This is a genomic window from Hydrogenophaga sp. 5NK40-0174 (genome assembly GCF_040372165.1).
In the GTDB taxonomy this organism is placed as follows: Bacteria; Pseudomonadota; Gammaproteobacteria; order Burkholderiales; family Burkholderiaceae_C; genus Hydrogenophaga.
Genome location: NZ_BAABWG010000004.1, coordinates 278,888 through 295,088, shown reverse-complemented (window position 1 = coordinate 295,088; position 16,201 = coordinate 278,888). Strand labels below are relative to the sequence as shown.

Genomic DNA, 16,201 nt, shown 5'->3' with positions numbered 1-16,201 from the left:
CGGACCTTCTCTGCTGGAAGACTCTTAGGTGGGGTTACAGAACCGGAGGCACCCAAGGGCGCACCTGTCTGCCTTCGCCGCGGGGCATCGAATAACGCTGCGAAGCCCTCCATTGTACGAAATTTGCGGCCTGCAAGGCAATTTTTTCACCGCAAGCGTATCGGCGGCGCTACCATGCCCGCATGCTCAGTTACCGCCACGCCTTCCACGCCGGCAACCATGCCGACGTTCTCAAGCACTCTGTCCTGCTCGCTCTGCTTCAATACCTGAAACAGAAGGACGGCGGCGTTCTGATGGTCGACACACACTCCGGGGCTGGTCTGTATAGACTGGACAAGGAGCAAGCACTAACTTCCGGCGAATCACTGCAAGGCATTCATGCGGTTCGGCAAGCGGCTGCCAACAAGCCAGACAAGGTGCCCGAGATGGTGCAAGCCTATCTGGACATGATGACCGGCTTGCACCCCGAGGCCCGGGAGGGTGAGCTGCGTCACTACCCTGGGTCACCCTGGATCATGCAGTCTGCCCTGCGCCCCCAGGATTCGCTGAAGGTCTTTGAGGTTCATCCCTCCGATGCCCGGCTGCTCGAGCGCAATGTTGCCGAGCTGGACAATGCCAGCCAGATCCAGCTGAATCGAAAAGACGGATTCACGGGCCTCAAGGCGCTGCTACCTCCACCCTCCCGGCGCGCACTGGTGCTGATGGATCCGAGCTACGAACTCAAGCACGACTACGCGTCCGTCGTCAGCACCATGGAAGACGCACTGCGACGCTTCGCGACCGGCACCTACGCCATCTGGTACCCGGTGATCGGGCGCCAGGAAGCCCACAGCCTGCCGAAAAAGCTCAAGTCCCTGGCACAGACAGCAGGCCGGTCATGGCTGCACACCACGTTGAGCATTGGTGCCGACGGTGCCGCCCCCACTGCAGAGTCACAGCGAGGAAAGACCAAGATGCGCGCCAGTGGGATGTTCGTGATCAACCCTCCCTACACGCTGGAAAGCGGGTTGCGCGAGAGCCTGCCGTGGCTGGTCAAGGCCATCGGTCTGGGCAAGGGTCAGGGTTTTACGCTGGAGTCGGGCGAAGGTCGCTGAGCAGTGCATCCAGCACTGGTCTTGAGCGGTCCATCCAGGCTTTTGCGCCTTGCATGATCTGCTCGCCTGTGGGTGAGAGCTGGCCATGGGCCGCCACGGTTTCCCAGCCCTGGTCGAACAGGGCGTGATCCTGCTCCAGAGCACGCAAGGCCTCGGCACGCTCTGCCTGATCGAGCAAACCACTTTCAAGCAGGGTGTGCATGGTCCATGCCATGCGGGCGCACACGTAGGTCGCATGAAAAATGCCATCCATGGGCCGCGCATCCACGCGCAAAGGCGACTCGAACGTCTCATCGTCCGCGTTGAGCACCAGCGGCTCCAGGCGCGACAGGCCAAACAACACGCTGTGGCCGGATTCGTGTGCCAGCACTTCTGCCAGAGCCAGTCGTGAGTTGTGAAACTCGGGGTTGAGGAGCAGCAGCCCCCAGAACTGGTAGTGGGAAGCACCATCAAAAACGGTGTCTGCGTCGGGCTGCCCTTGCGCCACCAGAACGTCGCGCAGAATGGCCTGCAATTCGCCATGCAGACCCGGGACACCATCAGCCAGCAACGCCAAGGCGCTGGCCATGCGCGCACGAAAGTTCTCGACGACCTGCTCGGTCACAGGCGCGAAGCAGTCAGCCTCGCTGCCCAGTTGCGCCTCAAACACCTCTTCGAGCAAAGCCGCTGCCCTGCTGCCTCTGCCCACCATGATCAGGTTTTCATCGGCAGCAGACGCCCGCAAGGACTTCAGGTGTTCCAGCAACACGACAGAGGTCGACAACGCCTTCTCATGCTCTTCCCCCAGCATGGCTTGCGCCAGCTGAAAATACAGACCGAATGCCACGGGGCGAAAGGGCACGCCGGTCTCCAGCAAGGTCAGAATCTGCTGCAGGTTGCCCGTCAAGCCGTCTCCCTGGGCAGCGGCCAGCAGGTGCCGCAGGCTGGAGACCAAATCGTCGCACATGCCCCGATCGAGCAACTGGCCTCGCGCGGCAGAAGGTTCGAACACCTGCAAGGGAGATGGTTGCGCAACTGTCACGATGATGAGGCCCTGAACAAATCGATAAAAAGAAAAAGGGCGTGCGTTTCGCGCACGCCCTCTTCATGGCGCGCCCTCAGATCTTGCGAGGTGCTACAGCCTTGTCGCCCTTCTTGAGTCCCAGCTTGACGCTCTGAGTCGCTTTTGTTGGCGCCATGTTTTTGTTCCCTTTCTTCAGGCCCAGCTTGACACCTTGCTCTGCAGCGGCAGCGGCCTGGGCGTCGATGCGGAAGCCGAGAAGTTGGGTGGGGTCAATGGATTTCTTCATCTGCATGGGTATGGGTCCTTTCATAAAAAAACATACACTTGGCCCATGGTTTCATGCAGTACCGACGACGTCAATACTCAGAAATGGGTAGTGGTCCTCACGACAGAGGACCATGCCTATACGATGGACAAGTGGCCTGAACGCATGGCGGAGCACGGCATCCGGTTCAGCGCGTTGAGCTGGGAGCACGCACTCACCACCGACAAGCTGCCGAAAGCGACCTATGTGCTGACCGACTTTGACCGGCTTTCCTTTTCTGAAATGGAAGCGGCCACCCACTTGTACCAATGGCTGAAAGCGGAAGGGCTTCCCGTTCTGAATGACCCGGGTCGCTTTCTTCCTAGAGCGGCATTTCTCAAGACGCTGCACAGTCAAGGCATCAATTCGTTCAATTGCGTCTTGCCATCACAAGGCGAAAAGCCGTGCAGGTACCCCGTGTTTCTGCGCACCCTCGCCAGCCACAGAGGTGTGCTGACCGAACTGTTGCACGATAGCAATCAATGTGACGACGCTTTGGCCGACGCCATGCAGAAGGGGTTTCCCATCAGCGACCTGGGCTTCATCGAATATGCAGCGGCACCGGTCCCTGAGACAGGCCATTTCCAGAAGCTCTCGGCCTACCGGCTCGGCCCTCACATTGTTCGCGCCAACACGATCAATGACACGCACTGGATGGCCAAGACAGGCATATCCGGCCTGGCGAGCGACGCCCAGTACGAAGAAGAGAACCGGGAGATGACGAACTACCCGCTGCACGACTTCGTCATGGACGTGTTTGAGCGCACGGGTACGGATTTCGGCCGGATGGACTTTGGCCGGGTCAACGGGCGATACGAGGTCTACGAGATCAACACCAACCCCTATCTGGCCGGTCTTTCCACAAAGCACAACAACGCCCACCGCAGCGACACCTTGCGCCTGATCATCGAACAGCTCATCGCTGCATTCGCCGCCATCGGCACACCGGTCAATGGCGAAGAGTGGGTGTCGTTGCGTGAACAGCCCACGCCTCTTCGGCGCCTCTGATCCCTGGCGCCACTTCGCGCTTTCATCGAACAGACGTCCACATGCTTTTCGTCGCCATCTTCGAAGACAGCCCCGGCATGAGTGCTGTACGCCAGGCCAATGGCGCAGCCCACATCGAACACCTCAAGCGCCATGCCAAAGAGATACGTGTGGGGGGCGGCTTGCGTACCTCTCCCGACGCCCCCTTCTCGGGCGGCATGTGGATACTCGATGTCGACTCCCGGGACAGAGCGGTGGCGCTGATTGAAAGCGATCCGTACTACGAGCCGGCACACAGGCGCTACAGGCTCTATCACTGGAACAAGGTACAAGACTGCCCAGTGGAACTGTGAGCGCTCGCTGAACATACAAGGTCAGTCAGCCAACGCCCCGTGCCCGATCAATGTCTTTCCAGGCAATGCCGTACTTGAGCAGGTATTTGCGCAAACGGTCAGCGTCATTGACCACCACCTTGGCTTCCCGGGACCGCTGAAACAAGGTGCGCCCGGCCTCCGACAAAGAGCGGGATGTAACACAAACCTGCAAGACCGCTTCGAGCTGCACCCGGTCAAACAGGTCGAGCGCATCCCACTGCCCTGCATCCAGCAATGATCGCGCGACGACGGAGTCGTGCTGCGTGACATCTGCATCCGACCACAGCCAACGCAGCCTGTCGACTTCGGCATCGACCAGAGCCCCCGTGATGCGACCGCCCTCAGCCAACGTCACCAAACGCGTGACGGAGCCAGCCAGGTCCCGGAAATTGCCCCGCCAAAGCGCGTCACGCGACTGCGCAAACTGAAGGTATCGCTCGCGCGCTTCCTTGTTGAAGCGCGCCGTTCGCTTGAGTTCGCGCCCGATGCGCTCGACCAGAAAGTCGACATTGGGTTCAATGTCTTCTGAGCGCTGGGCCAGGCCCGGCAGGGCATATGACCAAAGGTTGATGCGTGCAAAAAGGTCTTCACGAAAGCGACCTTCTGCTACATCACGGCGAAGGTCACGGTGTGTTCCTGCAATGAGCTGGAAATCGCTGCTGACCTCGCGATCGCTGCCCATGGGATAGAAGCGCTTTTCTTCGATGGCCTTGAGCAGCATGGCCTGCTCGTCCAGGCCAAGCTCGCCAATTTCGTCCAGGAACAGCACCCCCTTGTCTGCAGCCTTGAGCAACCCGGCGCGTTCCGTGATGGCGCCGGTGAAAGCGCCCTTTCTGTGTCCAAACAAAGTGGACGCAGCACCATCGCCTTGCAAGGTGGCGCAGTTGACTTCCACGAACACACCCTCTACCTGGTGCTGCGCCTTCTTGAGCTCGAAAACTCGCCGCGCCAGGTGAGACTTGCCCGCGCCTGTGGGCCCGATGAACAGCACCGGCGCACGGGAGCGAACCGCCACATGCTCGACTTCATCTATCAGCGCATTGAAGGCGGCATTGCGTGTGGCGATACCGCCTTTGAGATAGGTGACGGCGTCGTTGCGCGCCTGATCAAAACGCTGGGCAAGACCATCATAGCGAGAAAGATCGAGATCGATCAGGGCATAGGTTCCGGGGTTCCCGCCACCTTGTCGCTTTGGCGGAGAGGTTTGCAGCAAGACACCCGGAATGTGGCGCGCCTCCGTGAGCAGAAACATGCAGATCTGTGCCACATGGGTGCCGGTGGTGATGTGCGCCCAATAGGTTTCGCGCTCCGTATCGAAGGGATAGTGGCGAACCCAGTCATAGAGCGCACCGTACACATCGCCAAAGTCCCACGCGTCCCGCGTCTGCATGGGCACGAGGTTGACCACGGTCTCGGGCGAGACCTGTGTCATGTCGGCTCTGACGAGTTCGGCGAGCTTGGCAAAGCGCGGCGAGTACAGGAGCTCGAACCGGGCGATCTGCAGGTCCTCGTGCTGAAGCATGGACAGTGACGGCCGCCACTTCTCCCACCGCCCGGGCGCGGTGCCGCCATCGAGCTGCGTCCCCAGAAACCCGATAACCACAATGGATTTTTGACTATCCACGCATATCCCTTTCTCTATTTTTCTATCCGTTTGTCTATTTTCTCATCAATACAGGAAATAACAAATCGTGGCGCACAGGAACTTTTTTCCAATCAAATCAACACCTTATGTGGATTGACCAACAACATCACCTTTCTGGCACGGTATTCGCTAAAGGTCATGCACCAGGTTGATGGGTCGATGCTCACAGGCCAGGGTTGGGAAGCCATCTGGCTTCTGCCCTGCCGGTGCAGGGCACCCGGGAGCCCACAAAGCTCGCGTAGGCGCCTTGTATGCCGCACGAACCGTGACGCCTGGGATTGGCGAGGTCGTGGTGACCGCCCTTCGCGGTATCGGGTTCGACTCCCGACTCGCCACCACTGGTAGCTCAGAGGTAGAGCAACTCAAAGTAATGAGTCCGACGCAGGTTCAATTCCTGCCCAGACTGCCGCGCCAACACGCGGCCTGTGGAAGACGGTCGAGAGACCACCCGCCGAAAGCGGGGTTCACTGGAACCACCAACGGTGAGGAAAGTAACCCCGTCAGCGAGGGCGGCTTGCACCCGATCCGGTGCAGCTCGCGCCCCGCAGCCAGCCAGGCACCGATGAGCCGAACGCTCGGGAGGACCGGTTCACCTGGCGCACTGCAGGGCCCGTGCTGGCAGCGCCTGGTGCCGCTGCCTTCGCTGTAACGGCACCTTGCGATGACAGACTGAAAGAACGAATGGAATGCTGGCCCAGCCTCGGATGCTGCGAGGCTGGGCAGAGGGGAAGAAAGCCTCTCAAAAGCCCTGAAGCAGAAGAACGAAAAGCGAAAGCAAAAAACAACAAGCAACCTAGGAAAGGAGAACACCATGTGGTTGTTCAAACGTTTCACCGTCAAGAAAAACGAGCGTGGCCTGCTGCTGCGCAACGGCGATTTCGAGCGCATGCTCGCCCCTGGGAAGCACACCTTCTTCAGCCTTGCAGACAGGCTCACTGTGGAGGTCTATGCCATCGACAAGGCGCCGTTCCTCCACCCGCTGGCCGACTACCTGATGGCCCGGGAACCCGATGTGGTCGAAGCCGAATTCGATGCTGTGACCCTGAGCGAGAGCGAAGTCGGGCTGCGCTTCGAGAACGGCGTGCTGGTCGAGATCCTGGCACCCGCCACTCGGCGCCTCTTCTGGAAAGGCCTGGTGGCCTCCACGTTTCAGATCATCGATCTGCGCGAAGGACCCGCAATGCCTCCGGACCTGGTGGGCCGACTGACCCAGACCCAATTGCGCCAACGCAACGTTGCAGGCCAGGACGGCGTGCTCAAGGCACCCGTGCCCGAGGGCATGGCCGGCTTGCTGCAGGTCGACGGTCAATGGGTGGATGTGCTCAAGCCGGGCAACCACGCGTTCTGGAAGTACGGGCGCCAGGTATCGGTAGAGTTCGTCGATCTGCGCATGCAGGTGATGGAAGTGAGCGGACAGGAAATCATGACGCGCGACAAAGTGGCGCTGCGCCTGAACCTGAACGCCGGCTTCCGTTTCCTGGATCCATTGCAAGCCTTCCGTGCCCTGCAAAAGCCTCTGGACTACTTGTACCGGGAGCTGCAGTTCGCCTTGCGCGCCGCCGTGGGCACGCGGACCCTGGACGCCTTGCTGGAAGACAAGACGGTCATTGACGATGTGGTCTCGGCCCACATGGCTCGCAAGCTGGCATCGGTCGGCCTTCAGCTCGACAGCGTGGGCGTGAAGGACATCGTGTTGCCCGGCGACATGAAGACCATCCTGGCCCAGGTGGTGCAGGCGGAAAAGCAGGCGCAAGCCAATGTGATCCGCAGGCGCGAAGAAACCGCCGCCACGCGATCGCTGCTGAACACCGCCAAGGTCATGGAGGACAACCCGGTCGCCTTGCGCATGAAAGAGCTGGAGACGCTGGAGCGGGTGGCCGAGCGTATCGACCGGATCTCGGTCGTGGGTGGACTCGACCAGGTGCTCAACGGTCTCGTGTCGATCAAGCCAACGTAGTGGGGAATGTGAGCCAGCCCAAGCTGCCACACACCCAAGGAGAAAACACATGAAAAGCAACAAGCAGCGCCGAGCCGAACTCCGGCTTGAACGCGAGCATAAGAAAACGAAGCAAGAGCTACGGCGCCAATTGTCCATGCCGCCATACGTGCTGAGCGGTGGCGCTCTACCCGTGAATCGTGCAGCTTTGCAACCCATGTGTTGCTGGCCAGGGTGGGGGGAAAGAGGTTTCTATCAGGATCTTGCATTCACCTGCAAAGACTGTGGCGCCCAATGCGTGTGGGCAGCGAAACGACAGAAGTGGTGGTATGAAGTGATGAAAGCCCATCCGGACACCACCGCGGTTCGCTGCGCCCCATGCCGCGCCAAAGAGCGCGCAAGGAAGGCCAGCGAGCGAGAGAAGGCACAAGGCTCTGCCTTGCCGGCCTCAAAGAACAACAGTGGAGTGAAATACAAATGAATTCGAAGCAAAACTACAACGTCGAACAACCTGAGGGCGGCGTGCCCATCAAGATGTGGACGCAAGGCGTTCCGGTGGAGCCAGAAGCCAAGGCACAACTGGCCAATGCGGCGAAGCTGCCGGTGATCTTCAAACACATTGCGGCCATGCCCGATGTGCACCTGGGTATTGGTGCGACCGTGGGCTCGGTGATCCCGACCATCAAGGCCATCATTCCGGCAGCGGTGGGCGTGGACATTGGTTGCGGCATGATGGCGTGCAAGACCACGCTGCGCGCTGAAGACGTGCCAGACAACCTCGGCCCGCTGCGTTCGGCCATCGAGAAGGCTGTGCCACACGGCATGACGCCCAAGCGCCAGGGACGAGACAAAGGCAGCTGGGAAAACCCGCCCAACCTGGTGGATGAGGCGTGGGGCTCGCTCAAGGACGAGTTCGACGCGATTTGCGAAGCCTACCCGCGCCTGAAGAACACCAACAACTACAAGCACCTGGGAACGCTGGGAACCGGCAACCACTTCATCGAGATGTGTCTGGACGAAGGCGGTGCGGTGTGGTTCATGCTGCACTCGGGTTCTCGTGGTGTGGGCAATGCCATCGGCACGACCTTCATCGAGCTGGCCAAGAAAGACGCTGAACAACATCAACGCAACCTGCCCGACAAGGATCTGGCGTACTTCGAAGAAGGCTCGCAGTACTTTGGTGACTATGTGCGCGGTGTAGGTTGGGCGCAGAAGTTTGCGCGCCTGAACCGGGAGGTGATGATGAAAAACCTGATCGCCACCGTACGTCAGGTGATCACCAAGCCTTTCGAGACCCACGTGGAAGCGGTGAACTGCCACCACAACTACGTGCAGCAGGAAACCCACTTCGGCGAGAACGTGTTCGTGACCCGCAAGGGTGCGGTGAGCGCCAAGAAAGGCGAACTCGGCATCATCCCCGGGAGCATGGGCGCACGCAGCTACATCGTTCGCGGCAAGGGAAACCCCGAGAGCTTCGAGAGCTGCAGCCACGGCGCCGGACGTGTGATGAGCCGAACCAAGGCCAAGAAGATGTTCACGGTCGAAGACCAGATCAAGGCGACCGAGGGTGTGGAATGCCGAAAGGACGAGGCGGTGATCGACGAGATCCCGATGGCCTACAAGGACATCGACGCCGTGATGGAAGCACAGAAGGATCTGGTGGAAGTGGTGTACACGCTCAAGCAGGTGCTGTGCGTGAAGGGATAGTCAGGAGAACTCACATGGGAAAGCCAAAGTACGACTCGCTTTCCGACGTCGCTGCAGAGGAGGTGCTTCAAATCTACGGCAAAGCGGAAGCGAAGGAATGGGCGCGCGGGTGGCGAAAAGTGTTCACAGGCAAAAGGGCTGCCCCTGGCATGTCCCAATACCTGTGGCACACCTTCAGCGGGGAGAGCTTCCCCAGCGTTTCAGGAGAGGAAGCCGAAGCGCTGTATGAATCCCACCGCAATACCGAAGTCATCGTGCTGTCCAACGAGCAAGGCGCAGCCATGCGCGTCAAATCCGGACCACGAGCTGACCGACACATTGACTTCTATGTCTTCCCACCTGACTTCGCGTGGACGATGGCATTCACCCATGAAGATGGATGGTTGGGCCCTTACTTTGCAAAGCACCCGAACTACCCTGCCTTGGCAAAAGCTGCCGCAATGAAACGGCAGAAGGCCGAGGCAATAGTGGCCGCTCGCAAGAACGGGTGGTTGTGATTGAAACGGCGAAGGAAGCAAGCATCCTGTCGCCAAGCATGTTTGAGCGGACTAGAAAAACATCGATACCGTGAACCACGCCTCTGGCGCTGTCTTGGACATGCTGTATACACTTTTGACAAGCTAAAAGCCGGGCCCTGCATGCCCGGCACATAAACACGAAACCGCTCGGCGGGAGGCACCGGAAACTGTCACATCCGGTGATCAAAAAGACAACGATAACTTGCAATGATTGAGATTGACGGGTCCGTCGGGGAAGGTGGCGGACAGATTTTGCGAACAGCCTTGAGCCTGTCCCTCTGCTCGGGCAAACCGTTCAAGCTGACCCATATCCGCGCCAACCGCAGCAAGCCCGGCTTGCTGCGGCAGCACATGGCATGCGTGAAAGCAGCCTTGTCGATCAGCCGGTCCACGGCCACTGGCGCCGATCTGGGCGCTACCAGCCTGACGTTTGAACCTGGACCCATCAGGCCTGGGGACTATGCTTTCGAGATTGGTTCGGCGGGCAGCTGCATGCTGGTGCTGCAAACCGTGATTCCACCGCTACTGGCCGCCGGCGGTGAATCTCAGGTGTCTGTGATCGGTGGCACACACAACCCCAAAGCCCCGCCCTTCCCGTTCCTGCTTCGCAGCTGGATTCCCTTGGTTCGCCAGCTCGGTTGCGAGCTGGAACTCACGCTGTTTCGCAACGGGTTCTATCCCGCCGGTGGCGGTGAAGTCGAATGCATGGTCCGCTCCATCGCCGGCATGCTTCGGCCGTTTGATTTGACGGAGAGAGGAAAGGCCGAAGACGGCTATCTGGAGATTCTGGCTCCAGGGCTGCCACGGTATGTGTCACAGCGCGAGCATGAGCGGTTCATGGCGACCAGTGGCTGGCGTGATGACCAGATCCGCAGGTCATCGGTCCGCGCCAATGAGGGGCCGGGCAATGCCATGATTGCAACCTTGCCTCACGCGAATCTCACGACCGTTTTCTCCGAGATCGGCAGCAAATCGGTCATGGCCGAGACGGTGGCGGATCGATTGGCAGGTCAAGTCCGGCGTCACCACGCAGAAGAAGGCGCACTGGACGATCACCTGGCGGATCAATGGACGCTCCCGCTCACGCTGGCCGTCTGGCAAAGCGGCCGGGCGGCAAGGTACACCTGCACAGCGCTGACACCTCATGCAATGACAAACTTCGACATCATCCAGCGCTTTGTCCCTGTTCGCATCACTGCCACGGAAGTGCGTGCAGGCCTGAACATGGTGACGATCGACCCCCCTGCGGCAGCCGACTGAGCACCGGTTGGTCAGGGACTCAAGGCTCTGGCCATCGCGCCAGGGTATTTAGCGTCCAGCGAGATGTCCCCGTGGTTGCGTCCATCGAAACGCGTGACCGTGACTACCGTGGGTTTGAAGCGTGCCATCAGTGCTTCTGTACGAGCAGGCGGAATCACCTGGTCCTGCTGCGCCAGAAGTACCGACGTTGGCACAGTGATGCCGCCGGCAATCGCAGCCGAGTCGAACCTGTCCTTGAGCAGCCAGGCGATCGGCAGAAACGGGTAATGGTGGGCCGCGGTCTGTTCGATGCTGTCGTACGGGGTGATCAGTGCCAGGCGATGCACCGGCCGCTGGGTGGCGAGCCACACGGCCACGCCAGACCCCAGGCTGCGCCCCGCCACACTGAGCACGGCATGCTGAGCACGAACGCCATCAAACAGCGCTATTGCGTCTGCACGCAAACCGGATTCAGTGGGCTGCCCTTCGCTTTCACCGTATCCGCGATAGTGCATCAGATAGATCCGTTGCCCTGGCAAGATGGCCGAGAGCCCGGACGCCGTCGCTGATACGTCTTCCGCATTGCCACCGAAGTAGAGCACCGCACTGCTTGCCTCAACCGGCCCGGCCACGCTGACGACCAGCTTGAGACCATCGTGACTGCGCAACTGCAGCCGCTCGCCAGGCACTGAAGCGGGCTGAGGGAAGTACAGCAAGTCGCGCTGCTTCACATAGAAAAAAGCGCAAACGGCCAGATAAAGGGCGACCAGCAGGCCGCCCACCATCACAAACCAGTACACACGTCGCGGCATCAGGCCTGAGCCAATGCCTGGTCGAGGTCGGCAAGCAAATCATCAATGTGCTCGATGCCGATGGACAGCCGCACCATGTCTTTGCTCACACCGGCCTTGGCCAGCTCTTCTTCGTTGAGCTGACGGTGCGTGGTCGATGCAGGATGGCAAGCCAGCGACTTGGCATCGCCAATGTTGACCAGGCGGGTGAACAAGGCCAGAGCATCCTGGAAACGGGCGCCGGCAGCGAGTGCATCGTCAGCCTTGAGGCCAAAGCTGATGATGCCGGAGGCGCGGCCGCCCATGTACTTCTGCACCAGCGCATGATCGGCGTGGTCAGGCATGCCCGCATAGTTGACCCAGGCCACCTTGGGGTGCTTCTGGAGGTAGCTGGCCACTTTGAGCGCGTTCTTGCAGATGCGGTCCATGCGCAGTGCCAGCGTCTCGATGCCTTGCATGATCTGGAAGGCGTTCATGGGCGACAGGGCGGCACCGGTGTTGCGCAGCGGCACAACGCGAGCGCGGCCGATGTAGGCGGCAGGGCCCAGGGCTTCGGTGTAAACCACCCCGTGGTAGCTCACGTCGGGTTCGTTCAGACGCTTGAAGCGCTGCTTGTGCTCGGCCCAGGGGAATTTGCCGCTGTCGACGATGGCACCACCAATGCTGGTGCCATGGCCGCCGAGGTATTTCGTGAGCGAATGCACCACGATGTCGGCACCGTGCTCGAAGGGGCGGCACAGGTAGGGGCTGGGCACTGTGTTGTCGACGATGAGCGGGATGCCCGCGTCATGCGCGACCTTGGCCAGCGCACCAAAATCCGTGACATTGCCCAGCGGGTTGCCCACCGACTCGCAGAAGATGGCCTTGGTGCGGTCATCGATCAAGGAGGCAAAAGAAGCAGGGTCGCGCGGATCGGCAAAGCGCACCGTGATCCCCATCTGCGGGAAAGTGTGCGCAAACAGGTTGTAGGTGCCTCCGTAGAGCGTGGACGACGAGACAATGTTGTCACCGGCCTCGGCAATGGTCTGGATGGCGTAAGTGATGGCGGCCATGCCGGAAGCCAGCGCCAAGGCACCCACGCCACCTTCAAGTGCCGCCAGGCGCGCTTCGAGCACGCCGTTGGTGGGGTTCATGATGCGCGAATAAATGTTCCCCGGCACCTTCAGATCGAACAGATCGGCACCATGCTGCGTATCGTCAAACGCATAGGCCACCGTCTGGTAGATGGGCACCGCCACGGCCTTGGTGGTGGGGTCGGGGCTGTAACCGCCGTGCACGGCAATCGTTTCGATCTTCATGGACTGTCTCCTCTGGGTGGGTTGGTTACGAATCGCTCTTCATTCTCGCAGCAACTGCACCCGCGCCAAACCACGCCCTACCATACCCAGTGCTTCGGCTGCCGCCCGACTGACGTCGATGACCCGGCCCTTCTTGAACGGCCCCCGGTCGTTGATGCGGACCACCACTTCTTCTCCATTTCGAACATTGCGCACCCGGACCCTGCTGCCAAAGGGCAAGGAAGGGTGCGCCGCCGTCAGGTCATGCATGTCGAACCGTTCGCCGCTGGCGGTGCGCCGGCCATGGAACTTGCGCCCATAGAAAGACGCCATCCCCTCTTCCATCACTTCTGTGCTCGAAAGGGGCGGTTCGTCGGTCGGCGGGTTTTCCAGACGACGCGACAGCTCGCCGATAGGGTCTTGCACTGACCCGTCGATGCGCGTGGCCGGATCGACAACGTCCGTGTTTCGGGAGCCCGCCCTGGCCTGATCCGGCTGGGTCTGAACGGTATCGACGCCCCCTGAATCGCCCATCTTCGGCGGTGGGCTGGCACAGCCAGACAATACCCAGAGGCCGGCCGATAGCACCAGCCAGCGAGCAGATGTGGCATACCATGCCTGATGGGGGCGAAGTGTCTTCATGGGCTTCCTGTGGCTCCGGGAAGATGGGGTGGGCAAAGCCCACATTCCATGACGATACCGCAAGCCCCGGTTGCAACCCCGATCGGGGTTGCAACGTGTGCGTCCAGCCGCAACAAATCAACAGTGGGGCTGGAGGGAGCTTGTCAGAACACCCAGTTGAGTCTGGCCGTGAGCGCCTGATCCGTCATGCCGCTGCGGCGCTGAATGCCGTATCCCACGCTCAGGTCCATGGCCTTGGTGGCCTGCCAATTCAAGGTCGCACCCAGTTGCAAGCGCTCACGCGCTGTCTCCTGGCTCTCGGTGGTGAACACCGCGCCCCCGCCCGTGAACTGCGCGGTGGTACTGCCTGCATCACCCTTGAGGTCGTAACCCACCGAGGCGTAACCGCTCACACTCAGCTTCTCGCTGTAGGCGTGCTTGAGCCTGGTGCCCACAGACAGCACAAGCTCTTCTGCTCTCTGTTTGGCGACTCTGAGGTTGAGCGCGCCTGCGCCGGTTTCGGTGTAGGCGTCGATGCGGGCCTGGCGCCAGTCCAGGTTCACCATGGGTTCGACCTGCGTCTGTTGGCTCAGCTCCATGGCCCGGCTCACACTGACTCCCAGGTGCCACACATCGGCATCGGTCTCACCTTCGGCCTTGCGGCCGATATAGGTGATGTTGCGCTGGCTTTCAATGCTGCTGCGTGTGAGGTCCGCCTGCCAGTTGAGCTGGTAGCCATCGCTGCCGACAGCGTGTTCGCCAAAGCCGCGCAATTGCACACCGGTCACGTCAGCGTGCTGGCCGCTGGCGAAGCCGTTGCCATGGATGTTGGTGTCCAGATAGCCAATGCCGACGCCAATGGTCTGGTTGGTCGACAAGGCATGCGAGACGCCCGCGGCCACACCGGTGGTGGTGCTCTTGTAGCCGGCAATGTTCATGGGCTGCACCCACAGCTGGCGGCCGCCCGTGTTGTACTCGCGGCCCTGGTAGCTGAAGCTGCCGCCGTAGCTCACGGGTGCGCCCACGGAGGACGCACCTGCCGCTGCGCCGGAGCCCATGAGTGCAGCGCCCATGTCGCCGTGCATGAGCGGCATGCTCTGGCCAACGGCCGCCGCCAATGCCCTCTGCGTGGGCAGCTTGCCCAAAGCCGTGACGACCTTGTCCCAGTCATCACCGCGCGCACCGCCCACAACATAGGTGTCCATCACGCGAGCAGCAGGCACGCCGCTGATTAAACCATTGGCAATGGTGGCAGGAACCAGAATTGATTGAGGAACGCTGGCTGTTGCCGTCGCGGTACCCCGTGAATCACCAGAGCTACTGCCGCTACTGCCGCTACTGCCGCTTGAGCTGGTGACTTCATCGGATGGCGACGAGGAGACCAGTTCAACCACCAGATTGACACCATCCTGTGCTTCGTCGTATCTGAAATCAAACAAGGCGCTGTTGTCGATGACTTCAGGCGTTCCACCGGATTGGTTGACGAAACCGCCTTCCGCCAACAGAACACGGTCCAGCACATCGCCATTGGCCAAAGTATTGGCGGCTGCAACGTCGACACCGAAGCTGGCGCCGGGTTCCAGGGTCACACTGCCGGCAACGGACAGTCGTCCGTAGCTGGCGCTACTGCTGGCCCCTACAGTGAGACGACCAGTTTGCCGGTACGCGCCACCCACTTGTGCGGCAACGCCTTCAGGCACATACACGGTGCCTTCATTTGAAAACCCTTGGGTGGTCCGGATCGTGTGCGATGTGCCCTTGATCCGCAAGGTGCCGCCCGACCGAACGTTGAAGCTACCGCTATTGAACGTGTTCTCAGTAGAAAAATCTGCTCCGCTGAGCACGTTGACAGAGCCGTCACCTGTCCCTGCGACGCCGCTAACCGGATTGAAAACAGCGCCCGTGATACGGCCAGATGAGCCTACCAAGTTGATCGTGGTGTCTCTGGTGGCGATGATGCCGTCGATCAGCCCTGCATTGTTCAGTTCAGTCAGTTGCCCATCGGCACCCAGAGAGATCGCGGCCCAGTCATCACTACTGCGGAGTACTCCACCCGCGTGGTTATTCAAGGTTTCAAGCCGACCAAAAACATGCAATGCGTTCCCGATAAGCGGAAACGGAGGAGTGACTTCAATCAGGCCATGGTTATCCAGCCGTCCCAGTGCGGCGCCAGAGTCCACTCTCACGCCATATAGACGCGACGTTATTTGCCCGTGGTTGACTACCGAACCAAACGACGTACCTTCATAAAGTCTGACAGCCACGTTGACGCCCGCCTCTATCCGCCCCTCATTGACGATCACGCCGTCGCCTATACCCGTCACGGACACTGGCACCGTTGGGAAGCTGATCACGCCAGTCGATTCTACGGTCAGGCTTTCGGTCGCATCCATGAGGCAAGCATCGCCACTGACATCCGTCGAAACCACCAGCGGCGAAGTGCCTGCACAGGCACCTGTGGCCGCCATGGTGCTGGGGTTCGTGCAGGCGCCGACAACGACACAAACGATTGCGGCGGCCCTGACCCTGACGGAGCGACGGTGACGCGGATTGCTCATGGCTGGTGCTACTGGCCTTGCTCTGTTCTGGAAGCCAGGCGTCATTTGAAAATCGCGAGTCATCTCCTCATCTCCGATCGACAGCCGAACGAAGGTGAGCAGCCGCGCTCACCAACCGATACAACGGGAATTGCGAGCAATGCGTGC

16 protein-coding genes and 1 tRNA gene are annotated in these 16,201 nt (G+C 60.5%); 10 read left to right on the top strand and 7 right to left on the bottom strand.

Annotated elements, in window-relative coordinates; all coding sequences use genetic code 11:
* Positions 1-182 precede the first annotated feature (182 nt).
* A complete protein-coding gene (locus ABWV89_RS14725; RefSeq protein WP_353398289.1) occupies positions 183-1,094 on the top strand; it encodes a 23S rRNA (adenine(2030)-N(6))-methyltransferase RlmJ in 912 nt (303 codons plus the stop codon).
* Here ABWV89_RS14725 and ABWV89_RS14720 read toward each other — a convergent pair.
* Together ABWV89_RS14720 and ABWV89_RS14715 are read right to left on the bottom strand one after the other, a co-directional pair.
* Positions 1,066-2,115 carry an aKG-HExxH-type peptide beta-hydroxylase gene (locus tag ABWV89_RS14720; RefSeq protein ID WP_353398286.1) on the bottom strand — a complete coding sequence of 350 codons (1,050 nt, stop codon included), beginning with the start codon at positions 2,113-2,115 and terminating at the stop codon, positions 1,066-1,068. The genes ABWV89_RS14725 and ABWV89_RS14720 overlap by 29 nt on opposite strands.
* A gap of 76 nt (positions 2,116-2,191) precedes the next feature.
* Positions 2,192-2,389, bottom strand: a complete 198-nt coding sequence (locus tag ABWV89_RS14715) for a hypothetical protein (RefSeq protein ID WP_353398283.1) — start codon at positions 2,387-2,389, stop codon at positions 2,192-2,194.
* Positions 2,390-2,428: 39 nt separating this feature from the next.
* On the opposite strand from ABWV89_RS14715, the gene ABWV89_RS14710 reads away from it, so the two are divergent.
* Together ABWV89_RS14710 and ABWV89_RS14705 are read left to right on the top strand one after the other, a co-directional pair.
* The gene (locus ABWV89_RS14710) at positions 2,429-3,409 is read left to right on the top strand and encodes an ATP-grasp domain-containing protein (RefSeq protein ID WP_353398280.1); all 981 of its coding nucleotides are present in this window, start codon (positions 2,429-2,431) and stop codon (positions 3,407-3,409) included.
* 41 nt (positions 3,410-3,450) lie between these two features.
* Positions 3,451-3,741, top strand: a complete 291-nt coding sequence (locus ABWV89_RS14705) for a YciI family protein (RefSeq protein WP_353398278.1) — start codon at positions 3,451-3,453, stop codon at positions 3,739-3,741.
* Between the two features lie 25 nt (positions 3,742-3,766).
* Here the strand turns inward: ABWV89_RS14705 and rtcR are convergent, their stop codons facing one another.
* On the bottom strand, positions 3,767-5,386 hold the full coding sequence (gene rtcR, locus ABWV89_RS14700; RefSeq protein WP_353398276.1) for an RNA repair transcriptional activator RtcR: 1,620 nt from the start codon (positions 5,384-5,386) through the stop codon (positions 3,767-3,769).
* Between the two features lie 361 nt (positions 5,387-5,747).
* Between rtcR and ABWV89_RS14695 the strand changes: the two genes are divergently transcribed.
* From ABWV89_RS14695 to rtcA, 6 genes are all read left to right on the top strand, one after another.
* A tRNA-OTHER gene (locus ABWV89_RS14695) sits at positions 5,748-5,821 on the top strand.
* 397 nt (positions 5,822-6,218) lie between these two features.
* Complete coding sequence (locus ABWV89_RS14690) at positions 6,219-7,364, top strand: slipin family protein (RefSeq protein WP_353398273.1); 1,146 nt, start codon at positions 6,219-6,221, stop codon at positions 7,362-7,364.
* 49 nt (positions 7,365-7,413) lie between these two features.
* Positions 7,414-7,824: a zinc-ribbon domain containing protein gene (locus ABWV89_RS14685; protein WP_353398270.1), complete on the top strand. Its 411-nt coding sequence runs from the start codon at positions 7,414-7,416 to the stop codon at positions 7,822-7,824.
* Positions 7,821-9,050, top strand: coding sequence for an RtcB family protein (locus tag ABWV89_RS14680; RefSeq protein ID WP_353398268.1), 1,230 nt, complete (start codon positions 7,821-7,823; stop codon positions 9,048-9,050). The genes ABWV89_RS14685 and ABWV89_RS14680 overlap by 4 nt, the downstream gene beginning before the upstream one ends.
* A gap of 14 nt (positions 9,051-9,064) precedes the next feature.
* The gene (locus ABWV89_RS14675; RefSeq protein WP_353398266.1) at positions 9,065-9,547 is read left to right on the top strand and encodes a DUF4275 family protein; all 483 of its coding nucleotides are present in this window, start codon (positions 9,065-9,067) and stop codon (positions 9,545-9,547) included.
* Between the two features lie 228 nt (positions 9,548-9,775).
* Positions 9,776-10,828 carry an RNA 3'-terminal phosphate cyclase gene (gene rtcA, locus ABWV89_RS14670; protein WP_353398263.1) on the top strand — a complete coding sequence of 351 codons (1,053 nt, stop codon included), beginning with the start codon at positions 9,776-9,778 and terminating at the stop codon, positions 10,826-10,828.
* A gap of 11 nt (positions 10,829-10,839) precedes the next feature.
* Here rtcA and ABWV89_RS14665 read toward each other — a convergent pair whose 3' ends face one another.
* The 4 genes from ABWV89_RS14665 to ABWV89_RS14650 all read right to left on the bottom strand — a co-directional run bounded on the left by ABWV89_RS14665 (position 10,840) and on the right by ABWV89_RS14650 (position 15,889).
* Positions 10,840-11,619, bottom strand: a complete 780-nt coding sequence (locus ABWV89_RS14665; RefSeq protein WP_353398260.1) for an alpha/beta hydrolase — start codon at positions 11,617-11,619, stop codon at positions 10,840-10,842.
* The gene (locus tag ABWV89_RS14660) at positions 11,619-12,896 is read right to left on the bottom strand and encodes an O-acetylhomoserine aminocarboxypropyltransferase/cysteine synthase family protein (protein WP_353398257.1); all 1,278 of its coding nucleotides are present in this window, start codon (positions 12,894-12,896) and stop codon (positions 11,619-11,621) included. The genes ABWV89_RS14665 and ABWV89_RS14660 overlap by 1 nt, the downstream gene beginning before the upstream one ends.
* 39 nt (positions 12,897-12,935) lie before the next feature.
* On the bottom strand, positions 12,936-13,517 hold the full coding sequence (locus ABWV89_RS14655; protein ID WP_353398255.1) for a septal ring lytic transglycosylase RlpA family protein: 582 nt from the start codon (positions 13,515-13,517) through the stop codon (positions 12,936-12,938).
* 143 nt (positions 13,518-13,660) lie between these two features.
* The gene (locus ABWV89_RS14650; protein WP_353398252.1) at positions 13,661-15,889 is read right to left on the bottom strand and encodes an autotransporter family protein; all 2,229 of its coding nucleotides are present in this window, start codon (positions 15,887-15,889) and stop codon (positions 13,661-13,663) included.
* Between ABWV89_RS14650 and ABWV89_RS14645 the strand changes: the two genes are divergently transcribed.
* A complete protein-coding gene (locus ABWV89_RS14645) occupies positions 15,888-16,040 on the top strand; it encodes a hypothetical protein (protein ID WP_353398249.1) in 153 nt (50 codons plus the stop codon). The genes ABWV89_RS14650 and ABWV89_RS14645 overlap by 2 nt on opposite strands.
* The last annotated feature ends 161 nt before the right edge of the window (positions 16,041-16,201 follow it).

What these genes read in the sequence shown, in the direction of transcription:
- ABWV89_RS14645 (WP_353398249.1), top strand. Translation starts at nt 15,888, where the DNA reads ATGAGGCAAGCATCGCCACTGACATCCGTCGAAACCACCAGCGGCGAA.
- ABWV89_RS14685 (WP_353398270.1), top strand. Translation starts at nt 7,414, where the DNA reads ATGAAAAGCAACAAGCAGCGCCGAGCCGAACTCCGGCTTGAACGCGAG.
- ABWV89_RS14675 (WP_353398266.1), top strand. Translation starts at nt 9,065, where the DNA reads ATGGGAAAGCCAAAGTACGACTCGCTTTCCGACGTCGCTGCAGAGGAG.
- ABWV89_RS14655 (WP_353398255.1), bottom strand. Translation starts at nt 13,517, where the DNA reads ATGAAGACACTTCGCCCCCATCAGGCATGGTATGCCACATCTGCTCGC.
- ABWV89_RS14710 (WP_353398280.1), top strand. Translation starts at nt 2,429, where the DNA reads ATGGTTTCATGCAGTACCGACGACGTCAATACTCAGAAATGGGTAGTG.
- ABWV89_RS14650 (WP_353398252.1), bottom strand. Translation starts at nt 15,889, where the DNA reads ATGGATGCGACCGAAAGCCTGACCGTAGAATCGACTGGCGTGATCAGC.
- ABWV89_RS14660 (WP_353398257.1), bottom strand. Translation starts at nt 12,896, where the DNA reads ATGAAGATCGAAACGATTGCCGTGCACGGCGGTTACAGCCCCGACCCC.
- ABWV89_RS14665 (WP_353398260.1), bottom strand. Translation starts at nt 11,619, where the DNA reads ATGCCGCGACGTGTGTACTGGTTTGTGATGGTGGGCGGCCTGCTGGTC.
- ABWV89_RS14680 (WP_353398268.1), top strand. Translation starts at nt 7,821, where the DNA reads ATGAATTCGAAGCAAAACTACAACGTCGAACAACCTGAGGGCGGCGTG.
- ABWV89_RS14715 (WP_353398283.1), bottom strand. Translation starts at nt 2,389, where the DNA reads ATGCAGATGAAGAAATCCATTGACCCCACCCAACTTCTCGGCTTCCGC.
- rtcA (WP_353398263.1), top strand. Translation starts at nt 9,776, where the DNA reads ATGATTGAGATTGACGGGTCCGTCGGGGAAGGTGGCGGACAGATTTTG.
- ABWV89_RS14705 (WP_353398278.1), top strand. Translation starts at nt 3,451, where the DNA reads ATGCTTTTCGTCGCCATCTTCGAAGACAGCCCCGGCATGAGTGCTGTA.
- ABWV89_RS14690 (WP_353398273.1), top strand. Translation starts at nt 6,219, where the DNA reads ATGTGGTTGTTCAAACGTTTCACCGTCAAGAAAAACGAGCGTGGCCTG.
- ABWV89_RS14725 (WP_353398289.1), top strand. Translation starts at nt 183, where the DNA reads ATGCTCAGTTACCGCCACGCCTTCCACGCCGGCAACCATGCCGACGTT.